The organism is Dielma fastidiosa, from assembly GCF_003475485.1.
GTDB lineage: Bacteria > Bacillota_I > Bacilli_A > Erysipelotrichales > Erysipelotrichaceae > Dielma > Dielma fastidiosa.
Genome location: NZ_QRQL01000001.1, coordinates 704,217 through 720,797, shown reverse-complemented (window position 1 = coordinate 720,797; position 16,581 = coordinate 704,217). Strand labels below are relative to the sequence as shown.

The window sequence follows — 16,581 nt, the reverse complement described above, 5'->3', positions numbered from 1 at the left end:
ATGATTAAAGGAACAATTTTAAAAAATATATCCAATCAGTATATCGTGCTATTTGAAGATGGCACGAAGCAGCTCTGTGTTGCGATGGGAAAGCTCAGACAAGACCGCAAGCCGCTGGTCGGTGATCATGTATGGGTGGATGAATTTGACCATCAATTCGGTATTCAAAAGATTGAGGAACGTAAAAACTACTTGATTCGTCCGGCAATTGCCAATGTTGATCAGGCGGTAATCGTCATGTCCAGCAAAGATCCTGATTTTTCCACGGTGCTGATCGACCGGCTGATTTTTCAGATTGTCATGGCGAATATTACACCGGTACTCTGCGTCAGCAAGATGGATCTGGTAAGCGCTGATGATCCGATCCATGAAGCAATTGAAGATTATCGCCGCAGCGGTTATGAAGTATATGTCACCGGCCATGATTTTGATGAGAATGAACTAGTGGAATGCTTCAATGATAAAATATCGGTCTTAACCGGTCAAAGCGGTGCCGGCAAATCGAGTCTGCTGAACCGCATCAATCCGGAATTTGAATTAAATACTCAGGAGATCAGTAAGGCGTTAGGCCGCGGTAAGCATACGACACGGCATTGTGAGCTTTATGCTATCGGCAGCGGCTGGGTAGCGGACACACCGGGCTTCTCGTCTTTGGACTTTTCAAAAATGGATTTGTTGGAGCTGTCACATCGTCTGCCTGATTTTAAGGATGCAGCGATGCATTGCCGGTATCGTGACTGTGTGCATTTAAACGAGCCGGGCTGTGAGGTAAAGCAGGGCGTGGAGAATCAGCGTATTTCAGCAATCCGATATCAGAACTATGTAGACGTAGCGGCACTGATCAAGCAAGGCCGCAGGAGGTAATTTATGAGTGAATTAATCATTGCGCCATCGATTTTATCGCTGGATTATTCAAAATTTGAATCACAGTGTGATGAATTGTGCGCCAGTGAAGCAAAATGGCTTCATTTCGATGTGATGGATGGACATTTTGTACCAAATCTGACATTTGGCCCGGATATTTTAAAAGGCTATAAGAAACGCTGTCCTGACTTAGTGATGGATGTGCATTTAATGGTTGAAGATCCGACTTTCTTTGCGCCGGTGTTTATCGATGCCGGAGCGGATGTGATCACCTTTCATTATGAAGTGTTTAACGATGAAGAAAAATGTATTGAGCTGGCAAGAAAGATTCATGCCTTGGGTGCTAAGGCAGGTATTTCCATCAAGCCAAAAACACCGGCTGAACATTTAAAAAACATCCTTCCGGAAGTTGATTTAGTGTTGATTATGTCGGTAGAGCCGGGCTTTGGCGGTCAGGCATTCATGGCGGCGATGCTGGATAAGGTAAGGGTGCTGCGTCAGCAAATCGATGCGGATCAGTTAGCCTGTGTTATTGAAATTGACGGCGGTATTAAAGATCAGACCGGTAAATTGGCGGTTGACGCGGGTGTTGATGTTTTGGTAGCCGGCAGTTATGTGTTTAAGGGCGATATCAAAGCCAATGTGCATACGTTAAAATGTCTCAAATAGTGCTTTTGGCCGGGTTGTGCAAACAAGTTCCCGCATTTGAACTGCCGCTGATCGGTATTGACCGCGGTGCGGTTACCGCCATGCGTTTGGGCTGTGAGCTGCTTGCGGCAATCGGTGACTTTGATTCCATCAGTGATGATGAGCTGCTTGAGCTTAAGGCCTATACGAAGGTGATACAGCTGAATACTCACAAGAATGAGACTGACAGTGAAGCGGCAATCAACTACGCGCGTTCGCTTGGCTATGATGAGATCATTCTTTATGGCGGCTTAGGCGGCCGCATCGATCATGAATTGATTAATCTTTCATTACTGGTTAATCAAAGCAATATCACTCTGATGAATGAGCGTAACCGAATCCGCCTGATTGATCCTGGTACCTATCATCAGCAAAGGGACTATCACTATCTCTCTTTCATGCCGCTTGAGGAATGTGTGATTACACTGAAGGGTGTTGCGTATCCTTTAGATCATTGTATCGTTCATCCATGGGATACGTTTACCACCAGCAATGAAATTATCGATGAAGCAGAAATAATTGTTCATCAGGGGCGGCTGCTGATGATAGAATGTGATGATTAATGAAGGGCTAGGCGATTAGTCCTTTTCTTTTTGCCTGTGTTTAAAAAGACTGTCAACCTAGATGTCAGCAGTCAGTAACCGTAAGTATAAATGTTATAATTCAAAACATTTATTTATTATACCTTCACCAATAGAACCAGATACTGAAATATACATATTTAAAGTACCATCTTTTATGAATATACATGATTCATTATTAAGCTGGGTTCCGTAAATTTTCCATAATGCATCTAAATCAGTTTTCTCTTGATACCCAGCTTCATTTTCTAATAAACTGTTGATTTTACTTTGCAGCTCATCGATATCCAATTCCTTTCTTTTAAGAAATTGTTCATTGTCTAAAACCTGTTTTTCTGCTTTATCGATATGATAGCAAGCATAATTTTTCTTTGACGGTCCACCTACGTGATTTGCATATATTATGTCTTTTATGATAATTGTCAAAATATCACCTGTATCATAGAGTTCAACCTTGCGGGCTGTAAATACACTCCAATCATCCTTTAACATATTCAAATCATTTTCTTGAATAATTGCATTAACTTCACTTTGTAAAATATCATTTAAAAATGCTAACTCTTCCGCAAGAAAAACAATGGTTTGAACATCAGTATATTCATTTCGCAGATAATCATCAAATATGTATACTTTATCATATATTTCATAATTAAAAATTTCTTCATCAGTTGCACTAATCGTTTCATCAATAGGGTTTTCAGTATTCTGATTTATTTCCGGTATTTGATTAGAGGGCTTTTCAATAATATTGGGATTATTCGAGGTACAGCCGGTTAAAAATAAGAAGGCAGTTAAAATAAGCATGTGTGCTTTCATCACAATCACTCCTTTATCAGGTTAATAAATATAAAATGCGGCCTCTTTGATGCAATTATAACATTTGCTTAATAGTTAGCAAATTGAAAGATAAGTTATAAATAGTTTTACTAATTATTTCTTAAATTAAAAACTGGTTTGACATTAAATACGATTTATCTTAATATTTCAACATAACGATAATGCTGTTTGCAAGGAGAAAAAAGATGGAAATTACAAATTGTTCGACAATCTATGATGTCAGAAAATTAACGGTTGATGATATAGGTATGATTTATGAGCTGTGCCATAAGAATGAACTCTTTTATAAATATCATCCGCCCTTTGTGACTGCTGCCAGTATCGCTGAGGATATGCAGGCTCTGCCGCCGAATAAACAGCTTGAGGATAAATATTATCTTGGCTTTTTTGATCAGCAGCTGATCGCGGTGATGGATTTGATTCTGGATTATCCGCAGGCAAAGACGGCTTATATCGGCTTCTTTATGGTTGATAAGAAGGCTCAGGGAAAAAATATTGGTTCTAAGATAATTGAAGACTGTCTTAACTTTTTAAAATCAATGGGCTTTGAAAAATGCCAGCTTGCGATTGATCGGGGCAATCCGCAAAGCGAGGCCTTTTGGCTCAAGAATAAATTTGTGAAAATGAAAGAAGAGCGTCCTAATGCGCATTCTGTTTATGTATCGATGCTTCGTCAGCTTTGATTTTGCCTTTCGGTGTTAATTCACTGATCAGCGCTGCGCAAATGATTAATAAACCGCCGAAGAGCTGAATCGGCACAATGGTCTCATGAAGAATCAGCGCTGAAGTGAGAATCGCCGTCAGCGGGTCGATATAGGTCAAAAGCGCCGCTTTTTGTCCCGGTAATTCTTTGATTGCGGAAAAGAACAGGAAATATGCAAAAGCGGTATAGATAACACCGAGAATGAATAGATTCAGCAGGCTGGGAAGCGTTATTGATTGAATGCTGATGCCGTTAAATGAACAGTAGGGCAGCAGAAATACGATGGATATACTTAACTGAATCAGGGTGCGTTCCAAACCGCTGGTATGATGAATCGTTTTATTTGCCAGCATGATAATGGCATAGAAAACAGCGGCGCTCAAGCCAAAGAAAATACCCTTAAGCAACGCCGGCTGCTGATCTAAATAACTGACATTGATAATCAGAATCAGCCCCAGAGTGGAGACAATGAAACAAAGCCATTGCCGGCGGTTCATCACTTCATGAAAAAGGAGGGCACTGAACAAAATAATCAGTGTAGGCGCGAAGTAGTAGCAAAGCGTTGCGACAGAGACGGATACATATTGATAAGCGCTGAACAGCATCGTCCAGTTAAGCCCTAAAGCAGAACCGGATATCAACAGTCCCAGCCAGTCTTTTCGGCATGCCTGCCAGTCGATTTTCTGATGCAGAAGCACACGCAGCAAAACCAGTGTCACCACCGCGATGATTGCTCGGTATAACGCTATTTCAGCCGATGTCAGATTGATATTCTTTACAAACAGCGACATGGTGCCCCACAAGGCCATGGCGCTTAATAATTTGATTTGTGCTGTCCGCATATCATCATCTCCTAATAGTACCTTGTACCTAGTTTACCACGATGTCACGTAAGCGTAAAATAAAAACAGCCGCAGCTGTCTTATTGATTATATTGACGTTCACCAAAAATCTTAGAACCGACACGGATTAACGTTGTCCCATATTCAAGAGCCAGCGGATAATCATTGCTCATGCCCATTGATAAAGTATCCAGCTGATATTTCTTTTGATAGGCGGTATAAAAATCATGGGCCTGCTGAAAGCTCTTGCGGATCAGTGCCTCATCCTCACTGTGCGCGCCAATCGTCATAATGCCTTTGACCTTGATATTCGCAAAGCGCTGGGCTAATTCTAAGGCTAACGGCGCTTCTTCCACCGTAAAGCCGGATTTAGTTTCTTCATTGGCGAAATTAATCTGCAGCAGCACCGGCATGCATTTATTCTGCTTTGCCGCTTCCTTATCGATAGCAGCTAACAAATGCAAAGAATCAACGGAATGGATCAGGGAAGTCAGGCGCACGGCATCCTTTACTTTATTAGTTTGCAGATGACCGATCATATGCCATTCAAAAGGATCATTTTCATGCACCTTTTCTTTCAGCTCCTGAACCTTATTTTCACCAAATACATGAATCCCTGCCTGCCATGCTGCTTCTACTTCAGCGCGGCTGCGGGTCTTGCTGACTGCCATCAGACATACATCAGCCGGTAATTCAGACTTGATTTTCATTACTTCATCCTGTATCATAAATACCTCCGTGAATAGAAAAAAAACAGGTTGCCCTGTCTTATATTCCTTGTTTTTTTAATGTTCTCAATGCACGAGCGGATATACGGATCTTTTGAGGTTTACCATCTACCATGACATTGACTTTTTGTAAGTTCACATTCCATTTACGACGTGTAGCACGTAATGAGTGAGAACGCTTGTTTCCAGATAAAGGACCTTTACCAGTAATTGCACAAACTTTTGACATACCGTAACCCCCTTTCAGCTTACTTGTACATGACTTGCCTAATTACTATATCATTTAATTTTTATAAAAGCAAGTAAAAGTGAAGAAAAAAATTCCGATTTTTAGTAAAAAAGGTTTATTATGCTTAAAACATCGCAGAAATTGATCTCCTTTTCCTTAAACCCATCGTAAATTCTATACATTAAGGTCGATATTTGTTACAATAAAACCGTTATGGAGGATGCACGATGATTAAAAAAATACTAACAGGATTGCTGGCTTTTGCTTTGTGTGTCAATACGGCAGGTCAAGGGCTGCCGATCAAGGCCGCTTCTTCACCTGATGAGGTAGCGATACAATTGCATGGCAGCGGAACATTAAATATATATAAGGATGCCAGCTGTACGGGTACTGTTTTAAGCTACATTAATATGTCAGGCAGCTATGGCGGCGATATGGCGTTGATTGAAGAAACCGCTTCTGCTTATAAGATAAAGATTGCCGGTGTGACTGGCTGGGTATCTAAAAACAGCGGTTTAACACCGTTAAGTATCAGTGAGGCTAAATATCCTTCTTATTACGGGGTTAACAGCAGCGGTGAAATATATCATCAAATCAGCGGTGATCCTACAATTAAGAAATATATGTCAACACAGGTAATGGGGCCTAAGCCTTCTTATCTGAAAAGTGGTACAAATTATTACAGCTATGACGGTAATTATTTCTATACCGATTATGAGGATATGATTGAAGATTACCGCAATGATACCTTTAAGCATGCGGTTAATACGGATGATCCTTATTATAATTATTATCAGTATCTGCCGGTTCACAGCAAGACGAATCTGAGCGCTGATGATATCAATGATTATGTGCGCAAGAGTTTGGGCTATACATCGATTCCTTCAAGCTATAAGAGCATGGGCTCAAAGGAGTCGATGCTGGTTGAATCCGGACAAGCTTTCCTTGATGTGGAAGATGTTTATGGTACTAATGCGGCATTAATTTTTGCGATTGCTTTAAATGAAAGTGCAAGCGGCCGCAGCGAATATGCGGTTGACCGCAATAATTTGTTTGGTTTGGGTGCTTTTGATGCTTCGCCAACCGACGCAAAAAAATATGCTTCTATTGAAAAATGCATTGAAACCTTTGCCAGTATGCATCTGAACTGGGGTTTTTTGGATTATTATGACAGCCGGTATAACGGCGGCCATGTCGGTGATAAGAACAGCGGGCTGAATGTAACCTATGCTTCTGATCCATATTGGGGAGAAAAGGCAGCCAGTTACTATTATAAATTGGATAAATACAGCGGCTTAAAAGATTACGGCAGTGAAACAATTGCTATTCATCCAACGGCTGAACGTATGCCGATCCGTAAGGAAGCATCAACGACATCAGCTTCGATCGGTTCAGTTGCCAGTGTCAGCAATCTTTCTTATGTCGTACTAGGAGAAGAAGGCAAGTTCTATAAGGTACTGCTTGATTTCCATTTAGATAAAAACCGCAATGTTATGAAGCATGATGAAAGTCTTTGGTATGAGCCTTATGATTTCAGTAATAATTATGGCTATATCTTAAAGAGTGATTTAGAAATTGTTAACGAGGGAAGCGGCTCAACGATTCCTTCCGGTTCAGATAAAGAGATTAGTTTCAGTGACAGTAATTTATTAAAGGCTGTTAATAAAGCGCTGGGCAGTACACGTTTGGCGGATCAGCCAGTCACTGAGAAAGAAGCGCAGACAATTACGGCTCTGACTATTGATGATGCTGTTGCATCTTTTAAGGGCATCAGCGCGTTAAACAAGCTGACTACTTTAGTGATGAATCAAGTACAGGCTGATGCGGATATGAGCGAATTAAGTGAGCTTGGACGCTTAAGTGATTTAAGTGTTACCGTTAAAAAGAGCGCTGAGCTTGATTTTATCAGTAAATGCACTTCACTGCATAAGCTGACAATCAAGAGTGATTTCATCAGCAGCGGTGATGAATTACCGTCATTAAAGAAATTGAAGAGTCTGACTACTTTAATTATTGACGGCGGTAAGGTGAGTGATGTTTCTGCATTTGAAACACTGCCGGTCACAAGTATTGAAATTATCAATCAGCTTATTGCTGTTGAATTAAAGAATAACTCATTTACAAATCCATTAAAGAACGCGAAGGGCAAGAGTATTGATTTAAGCGATGCGGATGCGACTGCGTCCTTCAGCTATGAAAATGATTTGGTTACAACTTCTGCCGCTTCGATAACAATTAATTTTGATGAGAACTTCAGCGGTACAGTCAGCCGTTTCAGCGGCAAGCTGACAAGCGGTACAGCAATTAATGCGAATCTGAATCAGCCTGGCTGGCAGCAGTTTGATACTGAATGGGTTTATGTGGAAAATAGTGCCTTGGTTAAGGGCTGGAAAAAGGTCGGCGATACTTGGTATTATTTCAAAGAGAATGGTTTAATGGCTAAGGGCTGGATTCAGGACAGTTCAAAGTCATGGTATTATCTGGATTATACGAGCGGCAAAATGCTGACTGGCTGGCGGGCTGACGGTTCTAAATGGTATTATCTGAATCCGGCGAATGGCATCATGCAGACGGGCTGGCAGACGATTGACGGCGCTCAGTATTATCTGTCACCAATGGGTGATATGGCAGTTGGTGATGTAGTCATCGATGGTCATTCTTATACATTTACCGATAAGGGGGTCTATGTTCGTGATAACGGTGTTGTCAATGAGCCTATCCCGAATGATCCAAATTCACCGGCCGATCCTATCGATCCAGCACTGCCGGTTAATCCAAGCGAGGAAGTGCCAAGTGAAAATACACCGATTGAATATCCAAAGGGTACATGGGTTAATAACGGTTCATATGTGTATCAGCTCGCGGACGGCTCGAACTATAAGGGCTGGCTGCTGGAAAACAATTGCTGGTATCTGCTGGATTATGATACGGGCGTGATGAAGACAGGCTGGGTAGCTTCAGGCTCAGTTTGGTACTATCTGAATCCAGCGAACGGCATCATGCAGCTTGGTAAGTGGATTGATGATAACGGCAGCTGGTATTATGTTGATATTACGGGTGCGATGGTAACCGGCAGCAAGGTTATTGACGGTGTAAACTATACGTTTGCGGCAAATGGCGTGTTAGCAGAATAGCCGTTTAAAGGCAGGGGGAGGATTTTATGTTCAGCAAAGACAATATTAAATTTAATATCTTCTTTTATATGCTGATTTTCCTTGGATGGGCATTTATCAGTGATGGTGAGCTGCCACCCTTTGCCGCCTATTTTTTCCACCCAGTTATATTTGTTACGATACTTATTAATTCATTATGGATCTTAGCAAATGTAATGTATGATAAGCATGATAATTAATTTAAACCGGAAAGCTGAATCCAAAGCCTTCCGGTTTTATTTTAGAAATATTGAAGCACTCATATAAATTTGTTAAAATGAATTAAAGCCGTGAGGGGGAAGCTTTATGGAATATGATTATAAATATGATCTGCGTGAAACCGTCAGTGATTTGTTTAAGTGTCTGGTGTATAGCTATCTGTTATCTTTTCTTTTACTTATCCTGCGTACAATCATAGCGAGTTTGTTGCCGCTGCCGGCTGCCATGACGGAACAGCTGGAGCCAATATTAAGATATCTTGATTTAGGGATTCCTTTGCTTTATATGTTTATTCGCTTAGGCAGAAATTACAGCTTTGATACAAAAAGCTGTTTTAAGCGGGTGGCTATTAAAGGCCGTGAACTGTTGTCACTATGCTGCTTGGATGCCGGTCTGGTGTTATTAGTAATCTTAATCATTTCTTGTATCACAGTAGTCGTTATCATGTACATTCCAGAGGTTGGCGAAATTTTTGAGAACGTATCACCAACAAATGATTTACCGGCTGAAATAATTACAGCGGTGGTTTTGGCACCAATTTTTGAAGAAATCGTTTTTAGGGGAATCATGCTGAATCTGCTGAAGCCGCATGGCACCCGCTTTGCGATATTACTTGTATCATTCCTATTCGCCATTGGACATCCCGGCCCTTTTGGCATGCTCAGTGCTTTTATAGGCAGTATTCTAATGTGTCATATTGTTCTTTATTATCAATCGATATGGCCGACGATTGGCATTCATGCCTTACATAATGCATTGGGCTATTTCCCTGATGCATTATTTGTCGTATTATTTCTTGCCATTCCTTGTTTCTTCTTATATTTCTTGATTAAAGGCGACTATAAGAAATATTTTAAATTGCCGATGGTTCCCAATGATCCAAATTGCTGGGCAAGTTTGGTGAGTCCTGGCAAAATCATCCTGATGCTTCTTCTGATGATTAGTTCTTTAGTATTTGGTTAAACTTTTGATATTTTTGAAGATAAAAAGTATATCCCTGTATTACGGGTTTACGTCATTACAGAGCTGTATGGCTCTCTATTTTGATGGGCTTCATATCTGTGCAGCTAGTAGAATGCATAAGCGTTATAATTTACTGAATTCACCCTATCTTTATGAAGATTCAGTTTCTGATTCATTCAAAGTTTTAGGATGTGTTATAATATAAATATATGTGGGAGTTAACTTAAATGAATGGAGTGCGAATGTGAAGCAAACATGAAATCCATGGGGGATTCGCACTAATAATTAACGAATAATAGTGAAAGTAAAGAGGGTTTATAACTAAAAATAAAGAGTATGAATGTGATTTAATGATAAATTTGTTGGTTTATTGGTAATATTATTACTTTTTATGTATAATTTTGCTGTCAAGAGTCGTATGGCTCTTGTGGATTGAAATTCACCAATGGCGCTTTGTTGTACAGCTAATTGCTGTCAAGAGTCGTATGGCTCTTGTGGATTGAAATAGTATAAACGTTTGGCAAAAGGTGCTAAATCAAAGTCAAGAGTCGTATGGCTCTTGTGGATTGAAATAAAACAGAAACAGTTTTATAATCATTGATCACTGGTCAAGAGTCGTATGGCTCTTGTGGATTGAAATATCTAACAAGCCATTAAAGTTATCCTCATCATAGGTCAAGAGTCGTATGGCTCTTGTGGATTGAAATAATTGTTTTAGGCGGCGACCATAGGATTATGTTGTCAAGAGTCGTATGGCTCATGTGGATTGAAATGTTGAATAAGTTTAAATTTAGCGGTAGCACCTGACGTCAAGAGTCGTATGGCTCATGTGGATTGAAATATAAGACGGATAACGAAATATCTTATTTAAACCAGTCAAGAGTCGTATGACTCTTGTGGATTGAAATAGCAACTCAGCGATACAAATGGATACAAAGGGGCAGGTCAAGAGTCGTATGGCTCTTGTGGATTGAAACTGTTATTATGATGGTAATGAGTACCACGTATTCAGTCAAGAGTCACAAGACTCTTTTTAATTTGTTTTTATATTTTTTAGGAAAAATATACCAATTTTGTAAATATGTTGAACTATCCTGAATATAAGCATTAAAATAGAAACGGTATCCCTGCTGGCTGAGCAGTCTATGCGCAGGGTTTGCACTTCTTTGTATATGTTTGTACTTTTTGATTGACCTTTTATCAAAAAAAGCTGGGGAAATATGTTTTTCCTATTTTTAAGTCACTTGAATTATGTTATTATATTATAGAATGAAAGTAATAATAGTTAGGGGGCTTCCTAAGATATGTCGGATAAGCAAATTTATGCATCAGTCGAAATTGCCGATCATGAAGTTCGACTTGTTGTCGGCGAGTTTTATGAAACTCGTTTTAATATCCTGCGCGTAGAGAAGGTCCGTTTTAATGGTGTTGAAGATAGTATCATTGTGAATGAAAGCAACGTTGTAACAGCTTTGATTAAGGCGGTTGACAACGCATCAAATATTTTAGGCTACCGGATTGAGCGAATTTTGCTGGCTATTCCATGTGTTGATGTAAAGCGTCACAGCCGCCGTGTCAATGTTATGGTTAAAAGCGGTAAGGTGCGTTTAAGTGATGTTCAAAATGGCATCAATGAAGCGATTCAGTACAGCCCAGAGGAAAATCTGGAGCTGGTGAATGTCGGCTGCATTAAGTATGTCATTAATGGAATTTCATCAAGAAAGCTGCCGCTGAATGAGGTATGTGATGCATTTTCAATGGAAATCGATCTGTTCTATGCCAATAAACGGATTCTTTATTCGTATGCACGCTGTGTAGAGAAAGCGGGTCTGCAGATTCTCGATATCTGTCTTGACGCTTATGCAATTGCGGAAGAGGCAGCGATTTTTGAACAGACGATTGAGAATTATATTGTATTACTGAATTTATCTCGTCAGAATACGACACTTTCTTTATTTTCGCATGGTAAACTATTGAGTTGTGAAACCTTGAATGAAGGTTATGGTTCATGGGTTTCAGCGTTGAAGGAAGATTATAACATTAAAACTGAAAATGCGGTTCGTCTGATTAAAGAAAATGCAACCTTTCAGGATGAACCTAATGGGAATCGTCCGGTTTTTATTTGGGCTGAAAATGATAAGCAGTGTACGATTACTTTAAATCAATTGAATAAGGTGATTACACCGCATGCCCAGGCATGGATTGAACGGGTTAATGACGCCTGCTCGCCGATTCTGTCAATGGGTGAAATGAAATACATACTTACAGGTGATGGTCTGGATATTCAGGGCCTGCGTCATCTGTTTCCAAAATTAAATGCCCCGGCCAGTGTTTATGTGCCGCAGACGATTGGCGGCCGCAGCTGTTCAATGACGGTAAGCTTAGGGATGTTCTATGCTTGGCGTACATTAAATGAAATACGGCAGGATACAAGAATCTGTACAGGTCAGCAAGAGGTTGAACAAGGTATCTTGGGTTCACAGAATCAAGACAGTGAAGAACATGGCTTTACTAAAAAATTAAAAAATATATTAATGAATGAAAAATAGGAGAGAGTGAGGACACGGTTATGAGTGATTTACAGTTTGAACAGGTAGCAAATATAAAAGTATTTGGAATTGGCGGCGCTGGCGGCAATGCTGTTAACCGCATGGTCAATGAAGGTGTCAAGGGTGTTGAGTTTTATGTGGCTAATACCGATCTTCAGGTTTTAAATCGATCAGCAGTTGAAAATAAAATCGTTTTAGGCCGTGAAGTGACAAGAGGTTTAGGTGCCGGCGGCGATCCTGAAGTAGGACGCAAAGCGGCTCAGGAAAATGAATCTGAAATTCGGGAAGCGATGAAGGATGCCGATATGGTGTTTATCACAGCCGGTTTAGGCGGCGGTACAGGTACTGGCGCGGCACCGCTGTTTGCGAAAATTGCGAAGGAAGAAGGCGCGTTAACCGTAGGAATCGTTACTAAGCCTTTCTCTTTTGAAGGACGCAAGCGTTCTGAATCAGCAAATTCCGGCTTGAGTGAACTGCGTCAATATGTAGACTCACTGATTATCGTGTCAAACAATAACTTACTTGAAGTAATCGGCCGCAAGCCGGTCGGCGAAGCTTTTGAAGCTGCGGATAATGTATTGCGTCAAGGTGTGCAGACAATTACCGATTTGATTGCGGTACCGGCAATGATCAACTTGGACTTTGCTGATGTTCGTTCCGTTATGGAAAACCAAGGATCAGCGCTGATTGGTATCGGTATGGCGGAAGGTGATGACAAGGCTAGAGCGGCTGCTGAGAAGGCTATTCAGTCACCATTGCTGGAAGCTCAGATTACCGGTGCTAAGAATGCGATTATTAATGTTACCGGCGGCGAAAATATTACGCTTTATGATGCGGATGATGCCGCGGCTTATATCCGTGAAGCAGCCGGCAATGAAATTGATACGATTTTTGGTGTTGCCATTAATAAAAATCTTGGTGATGCAATTATTGTTACAGTTATCGCCACGGGCTTTGATGAAACTGCTAATGATCCTAAAACTGCTACAACACTGCGTTCAGCTGCTGTTAAGAAGGAACCGGTACGCAATAGTGCGCCATCCCGCAGTATTGAGGATTTGGATGACGGCGGTATTCCTAATTTCTTTAAGCATTAATCTATGAGACTGCTGTATATTGATTCTTCATTTTTTCTGGAAACGCCTAAATCAACAACAATGCTGATGCGGCTGGTGAAGTATCTGCAGGGGAATGAACCCGATGTACTGCTGATTAGTGTGACTCAACAGGTAGCGGTTAAGGAAGTGTTTCAAAGCTTTCTGCTGCTGATGGAACAGGTGGATCTGCATTTGATGGTATCACCGACCCGGATTCATCTTGGCAGCATCAATGGTGAAATCAATGAATTTTATGCAGGGATCAATGGCATTAAGCTGAAACCTAGAGAGGGTTCGGCAGTGGAGCTGATTGCTGAGGGTGATGATCTGAAGATTCAGCGTATTTATCTTGATTTTATGTATGAAGATAAGCGGGCGATTAAGATTTTTTCTGAAAAGGATTTGGAAGCTTTTTTAAAGAAGTATCTGTCAGTGCCTGTTAATCCTAAGAAATATTCATAACAGAACGGTTGATCCGTTCTTTTTTTTGTATGGAGTGCATAAAGTATCTGTAAAGGAGCGTGAATATGGCTTATCGAAACAGTATCAAGGAAATAGCGGTACTGACGGATACCAATCTCAATCAAGGTTTAAGTCAGTCCGAGGCGGAAAAACGATGGCGCCGGGATGGTGCGAATGAACTGGTAGAGGAAAAAAAGGAAAGTCCAATTAAAATCTTTTTGGAACAGTTTAAGGATCCGATGGTAATTATTCTGATTATCGGTGCGGCATTATCCGTAACATTGGGTGAAGCGATGGATGCCTGCATCATTTTGTTTGTGATTATTATGAATGCATTGATTGGAACAGGTCAGGTACTGAAGAGTGAGAAGGCATTGGCAGCGTTGAAGCAGCTGATTCATCCAACCTGTAAGGTCATTCGTGACGGTGTACTTACGGAAATCAACAGCAGTGAGTGTGTGGTCGGCGATCTGATTGAATTTGAAGCGGGTGACTGTATACCGTGTGATCTGCGATTGATTTCTACAACGCGCTTAAAGCTGGATGAAAGTCTATTGACTGGTGAGAGTGAACCAGCAGAAAAGAATGAGTTTTTTGTGGCTGATGGGCCTTTGGGGCCTGCGGATCAGCGGAATATGGCATTTATGTCTACATATGTTACAAGCGGCAGAGGGCGGGGCATTGCGGTACACTGCGGAATGGATAGTGAAGTAGGTAAAATTGCTGCCCTGCTGAATAAGAATAACAATGAAATGACCCCCATGCAGCGAAGAATGGCAGAGATGGGCAAGATGCTGGGACTGTTGTCAGTCGTGCTTTGCGCCGTGATGTTTGCGGTGGGAGTCATTCAGGGCAAGAATATTTTTGATATGCTGCTGTTGGCGATTTCTTTGGCGGTAGCGGCGATTCCGGAAGGGCTGCCGGCGGTTGTGACCATTGTTCAGGCAATGGGTGTTACCACAATGTCTTCACAGAATGCGATTGTGCGTAAGCTGCATGCGGTGGAGACCTTGGGCTCGGTCAGTGTTATTTGTTCAGATAAGACGGGAACGCTGACACAGAATAAGATGAATGTTGTATCTACTTACTCTGACCGTGAATTTGACCAACCGGTAACGAAGGAATTTCTGACGATCTGCGCGCTGTGCAACAATGTTGAGACACGCGGTGATACGCTGTTAGGTGATCCTAGTGAAAAGGCGCTGGTTGAATTTGCGCAGCGTCATGGCATTGTGAAGCAGCAGCTTGAATGTTCACAGATCCGCATTGATGAGATACCTTTTGACAGCAACCGTAAAAAAATGAGTACGATTCATGAGATAGGCCAGGAGAAGGTTGTTTATACGAAAGGCGCCGTTGACCGCATTATTAATCAATGCACCCATTTGTTGGTAAATGGTCAAAAGGTATTGATGAGCAGCTATGATAAAAAATGTATCATGGAGGCCAGTAAAATCATGGGGCAAAAGGCCCTTCGAGTGTTTGCCTTAGCGATGAAATCAGCCCACACACTGCGCGAGGATACACTTGAAAAGGATTGTACATTTGTCGGGCTTGCCGGGATGATGGACCCGCCGCGTGAAGAGGTAGCAGAAGCGATTGAAACATGCCGTAAGGCACAGATCAGAGTCGTGATGATTACCGGTGATTCACCGATAACCGCCTATGCGATCGGCCATCAGTTAAAGCTGGTAAGCCGGGAAGAGGATGTCATGAGCGGTGATGAAATTGATACTTTAAATGATGACCAATTGCTTCAGGCATGCAAGCGGGTAAGAATTTTTGCCCGTGTTTCACCGGAGCACAAGGTGAGACTTGTCGAAAGCTTTAAAAAGAATGGTGGTATTGTAGCCATGACTGGTGATGGCGTGAATGACGCGCCGGCATTAAAAAGCGCGGATATCGGTATCGCGATGGGTGAGAACGGCAGTGATGTATGCAAGAGCGCCAGTGATATTTTATTGACTGATGATAACTTTAAAACGATTGTCACGGCTGTGGAGGCAGGCCGCAATATTTATTTGAAAATTCAAAAGGCGGTTTATTATCTGCTATCCTGCAATTTAGGTGAAATCATGACTCTGTTTCTGGCCGTACTGTTATTGCCGCATGGCGTACCTGCCTTGTGTGCGATTCAAATACTGTGGGTGAATCTGGTAACGGATGCTTTTCCGGCTTTGGCTTTGGGTGTAGAACCGGATGATCGTCATGTTATGGAACAAAAACCCCGTGATCCTAAGGAAAGTCTGTTTGCCCATGGCGGTTATGCCTTTGTCGTATGCAATGGCTTATATATCGGCACGATTTCATTAGTTGCATTTAAATACGGTCTTGCGCACAGTACGGTAATGGCACAGACTATGGCGTTTATGGTGCTGTCAATGTCACAGCTGTTTCATGCGATGAACTGCCGTAATGACAAGGTATCAATGTTCAGCATCGGCTTGTTTAAGAATAAATGGCTGATTCTGACAATCGTTGTCGGTTTGGCATTACAGGTATTTGTCTGTCACTTCCCGCCGATGAATCTCTTGCTGAAGACGATGCCGCTGGCTTTAAAAGAATGGCTGATTGTGTTTGGTTTATCAGCCAGTACCATGGTTATTAATGAGGTCAGCAAACTTTTTAATCATTAATTGTGGTAATTGTATGTGATTTATGCTAAACT

15 protein-coding genes and 1 CRISPR repeat array are annotated in these 16,581 nt (G+C 41.4%); of the genes, 11 read left to right on the top strand and 4 right to left on the bottom strand.

The features are described from left to right. The 3 genes from rsgA to DWZ33_RS03700 are packed head-to-tail and all read left to right on the top strand — an operon-like array spanning position 1 to position 2,114. Complete coding sequence (gene rsgA / locus DWZ33_RS03710) at positions 1-864, top strand: ribosome small subunit-dependent GTPase A (protein WP_022936761.1); 864 nt, start codon at positions 1-3, stop codon at positions 862-864. Between the two features lie 3 nt (positions 865-867). After that, positions 868-1,533 carry a ribulose-phosphate 3-epimerase gene (gene rpe, locus DWZ33_RS03705; RefSeq protein ID WP_118453836.1) on the top strand — a complete coding sequence of 222 codons (666 nt, stop codon included), beginning with the start codon at positions 868-870 and terminating at the stop codon, positions 1,531-1,533. After that, positions 1,521-2,114 (top strand): thiamine diphosphokinase, encoded by a 594-nt coding sequence (locus DWZ33_RS03700; protein ID WP_022936763.1) that lies wholly within the window; start codon positions 1,521-1,523, stop codon positions 2,112-2,114. Before rpe ends, DWZ33_RS03700 begins: the two co-directional genes overlap by 13 nt. 93 nt (positions 2,115-2,207) lie before the next feature. Here the strand turns inward: DWZ33_RS03700 and DWZ33_RS03695 are convergent, their stop codons facing one another. After that, a complete protein-coding gene (locus DWZ33_RS03695; RefSeq protein ID WP_118453835.1) occupies positions 2,208-2,948 on the bottom strand; it encodes a putative periplasmic lipoprotein in 741 nt (246 codons plus the stop codon). Positions 2,949-3,154: 206 nt separating this feature from the next. Here DWZ33_RS03695 and DWZ33_RS03690 point away from each other — a divergent pair, with 206 nt between their 5' ends. Then, the gene (locus DWZ33_RS03690) at positions 3,155-3,652 is read left to right on the top strand and encodes a GNAT family N-acetyltransferase (RefSeq protein ID WP_118453834.1); all 498 of its coding nucleotides are present in this window, start codon (positions 3,155-3,157) and stop codon (positions 3,650-3,652) included. Here the strand turns inward: DWZ33_RS03690 and DWZ33_RS03685 are convergent. From DWZ33_RS03685 to rpmB, 3 genes are all read right to left on the bottom strand, one after another. Beyond that, the gene (locus DWZ33_RS03685) at positions 3,609-4,514 is read right to left on the bottom strand and encodes a DMT family transporter (RefSeq protein WP_118453833.1); all 906 of its coding nucleotides are present in this window, start codon (positions 4,512-4,514) and stop codon (positions 3,609-3,611) included. The two genes, DWZ33_RS03690 and DWZ33_RS03685, sit on opposite strands and share 44 nt — an antisense overlap. A gap of 80 nt (positions 4,515-4,594) precedes the next feature. After that, a complete protein-coding gene (locus DWZ33_RS03680) occupies positions 4,595-5,242 on the bottom strand; it encodes a YggS family pyridoxal phosphate-dependent enzyme (RefSeq protein WP_118453832.1) in 648 nt (215 codons plus the stop codon). A gap of 40 nt (positions 5,243-5,282) precedes the next feature. Then, positions 5,283-5,471: a 50S ribosomal protein L28 gene (gene rpmB, locus DWZ33_RS03675; RefSeq protein ID WP_022936768.1), complete on the bottom strand. Its 189-nt coding sequence runs from the start codon at positions 5,469-5,471 to the stop codon at positions 5,283-5,285. Positions 5,472-5,698: 227 nt separating this feature from the next. On the opposite strand from rpmB, the gene DWZ33_RS03670 reads away from it, so the two are divergent. From DWZ33_RS03670 to DWZ33_RS03640, 7 genes are all read left to right on the top strand, one after another. Further along, on the top strand, positions 5,699-8,605 hold the full coding sequence (locus DWZ33_RS03670) for a glucosaminidase domain-containing protein (protein WP_118453831.1): 2,907 nt from the start codon (positions 5,699-5,701) through the stop codon (positions 8,603-8,605). Positions 8,606-8,631: 26 nt separating this feature from the next. Further along, positions 8,632-8,823 (top strand): hypothetical protein, encoded by a 192-nt coding sequence (locus DWZ33_RS03665; RefSeq protein WP_118453830.1) that lies wholly within the window; start codon positions 8,632-8,634, stop codon positions 8,821-8,823. A 106-nt stretch (positions 8,824-8,929) separates the two neighbouring features. Then, the gene (locus tag DWZ33_RS03660; RefSeq protein WP_118453829.1) at positions 8,930-9,805 is read left to right on the top strand and encodes a CPBP family intramembrane glutamic endopeptidase; all 876 of its coding nucleotides are present in this window, start codon (positions 8,930-8,932) and stop codon (positions 9,803-9,805) included. 406 nt (positions 9,806-10,211) lie between these two features. After that, positions 10,212-10,783: direct repeats of the CRISPR family, unit length 34 nt; unit sequence GTCAAGAGTCGTATGGCTCTTGTGGATTGAAATA. 326 nt (positions 10,784-11,109) lie between these two features. Continuing rightward, positions 11,110-12,354, top strand: coding sequence for a cell division protein FtsA (locus DWZ33_RS03655; protein WP_118453828.1), 1,245 nt, complete (start codon positions 11,110-11,112; stop codon positions 12,352-12,354). Positions 12,355-12,374: 20 nt separating this feature from the next. Further along, on the top strand, positions 12,375-13,451 hold the full coding sequence (gene ftsZ, locus DWZ33_RS03650; RefSeq protein WP_022936773.1) for a cell division protein FtsZ: 1,077 nt from the start codon (positions 12,375-12,377) through the stop codon (positions 13,449-13,451). A gap of 3 nt (positions 13,452-13,454) precedes the next feature. Next, positions 13,455-13,913 carry a hypothetical protein gene (locus DWZ33_RS03645; RefSeq protein ID WP_118453827.1) on the top strand — a complete coding sequence of 153 codons (459 nt, stop codon included), beginning with the start codon at positions 13,455-13,457 and terminating at the stop codon, positions 13,911-13,913. Positions 13,914-13,978: 65 nt separating this feature from the next. Further along, positions 13,979-16,549 carry a cation-translocating P-type ATPase gene (locus DWZ33_RS03640; RefSeq protein WP_118453826.1) on the top strand — a complete coding sequence of 857 codons (2,571 nt, stop codon included), beginning with the start codon at positions 13,979-13,981 and terminating at the stop codon, positions 16,547-16,549. Positions 16,550-16,581 lie beyond the last annotated feature (32 nt).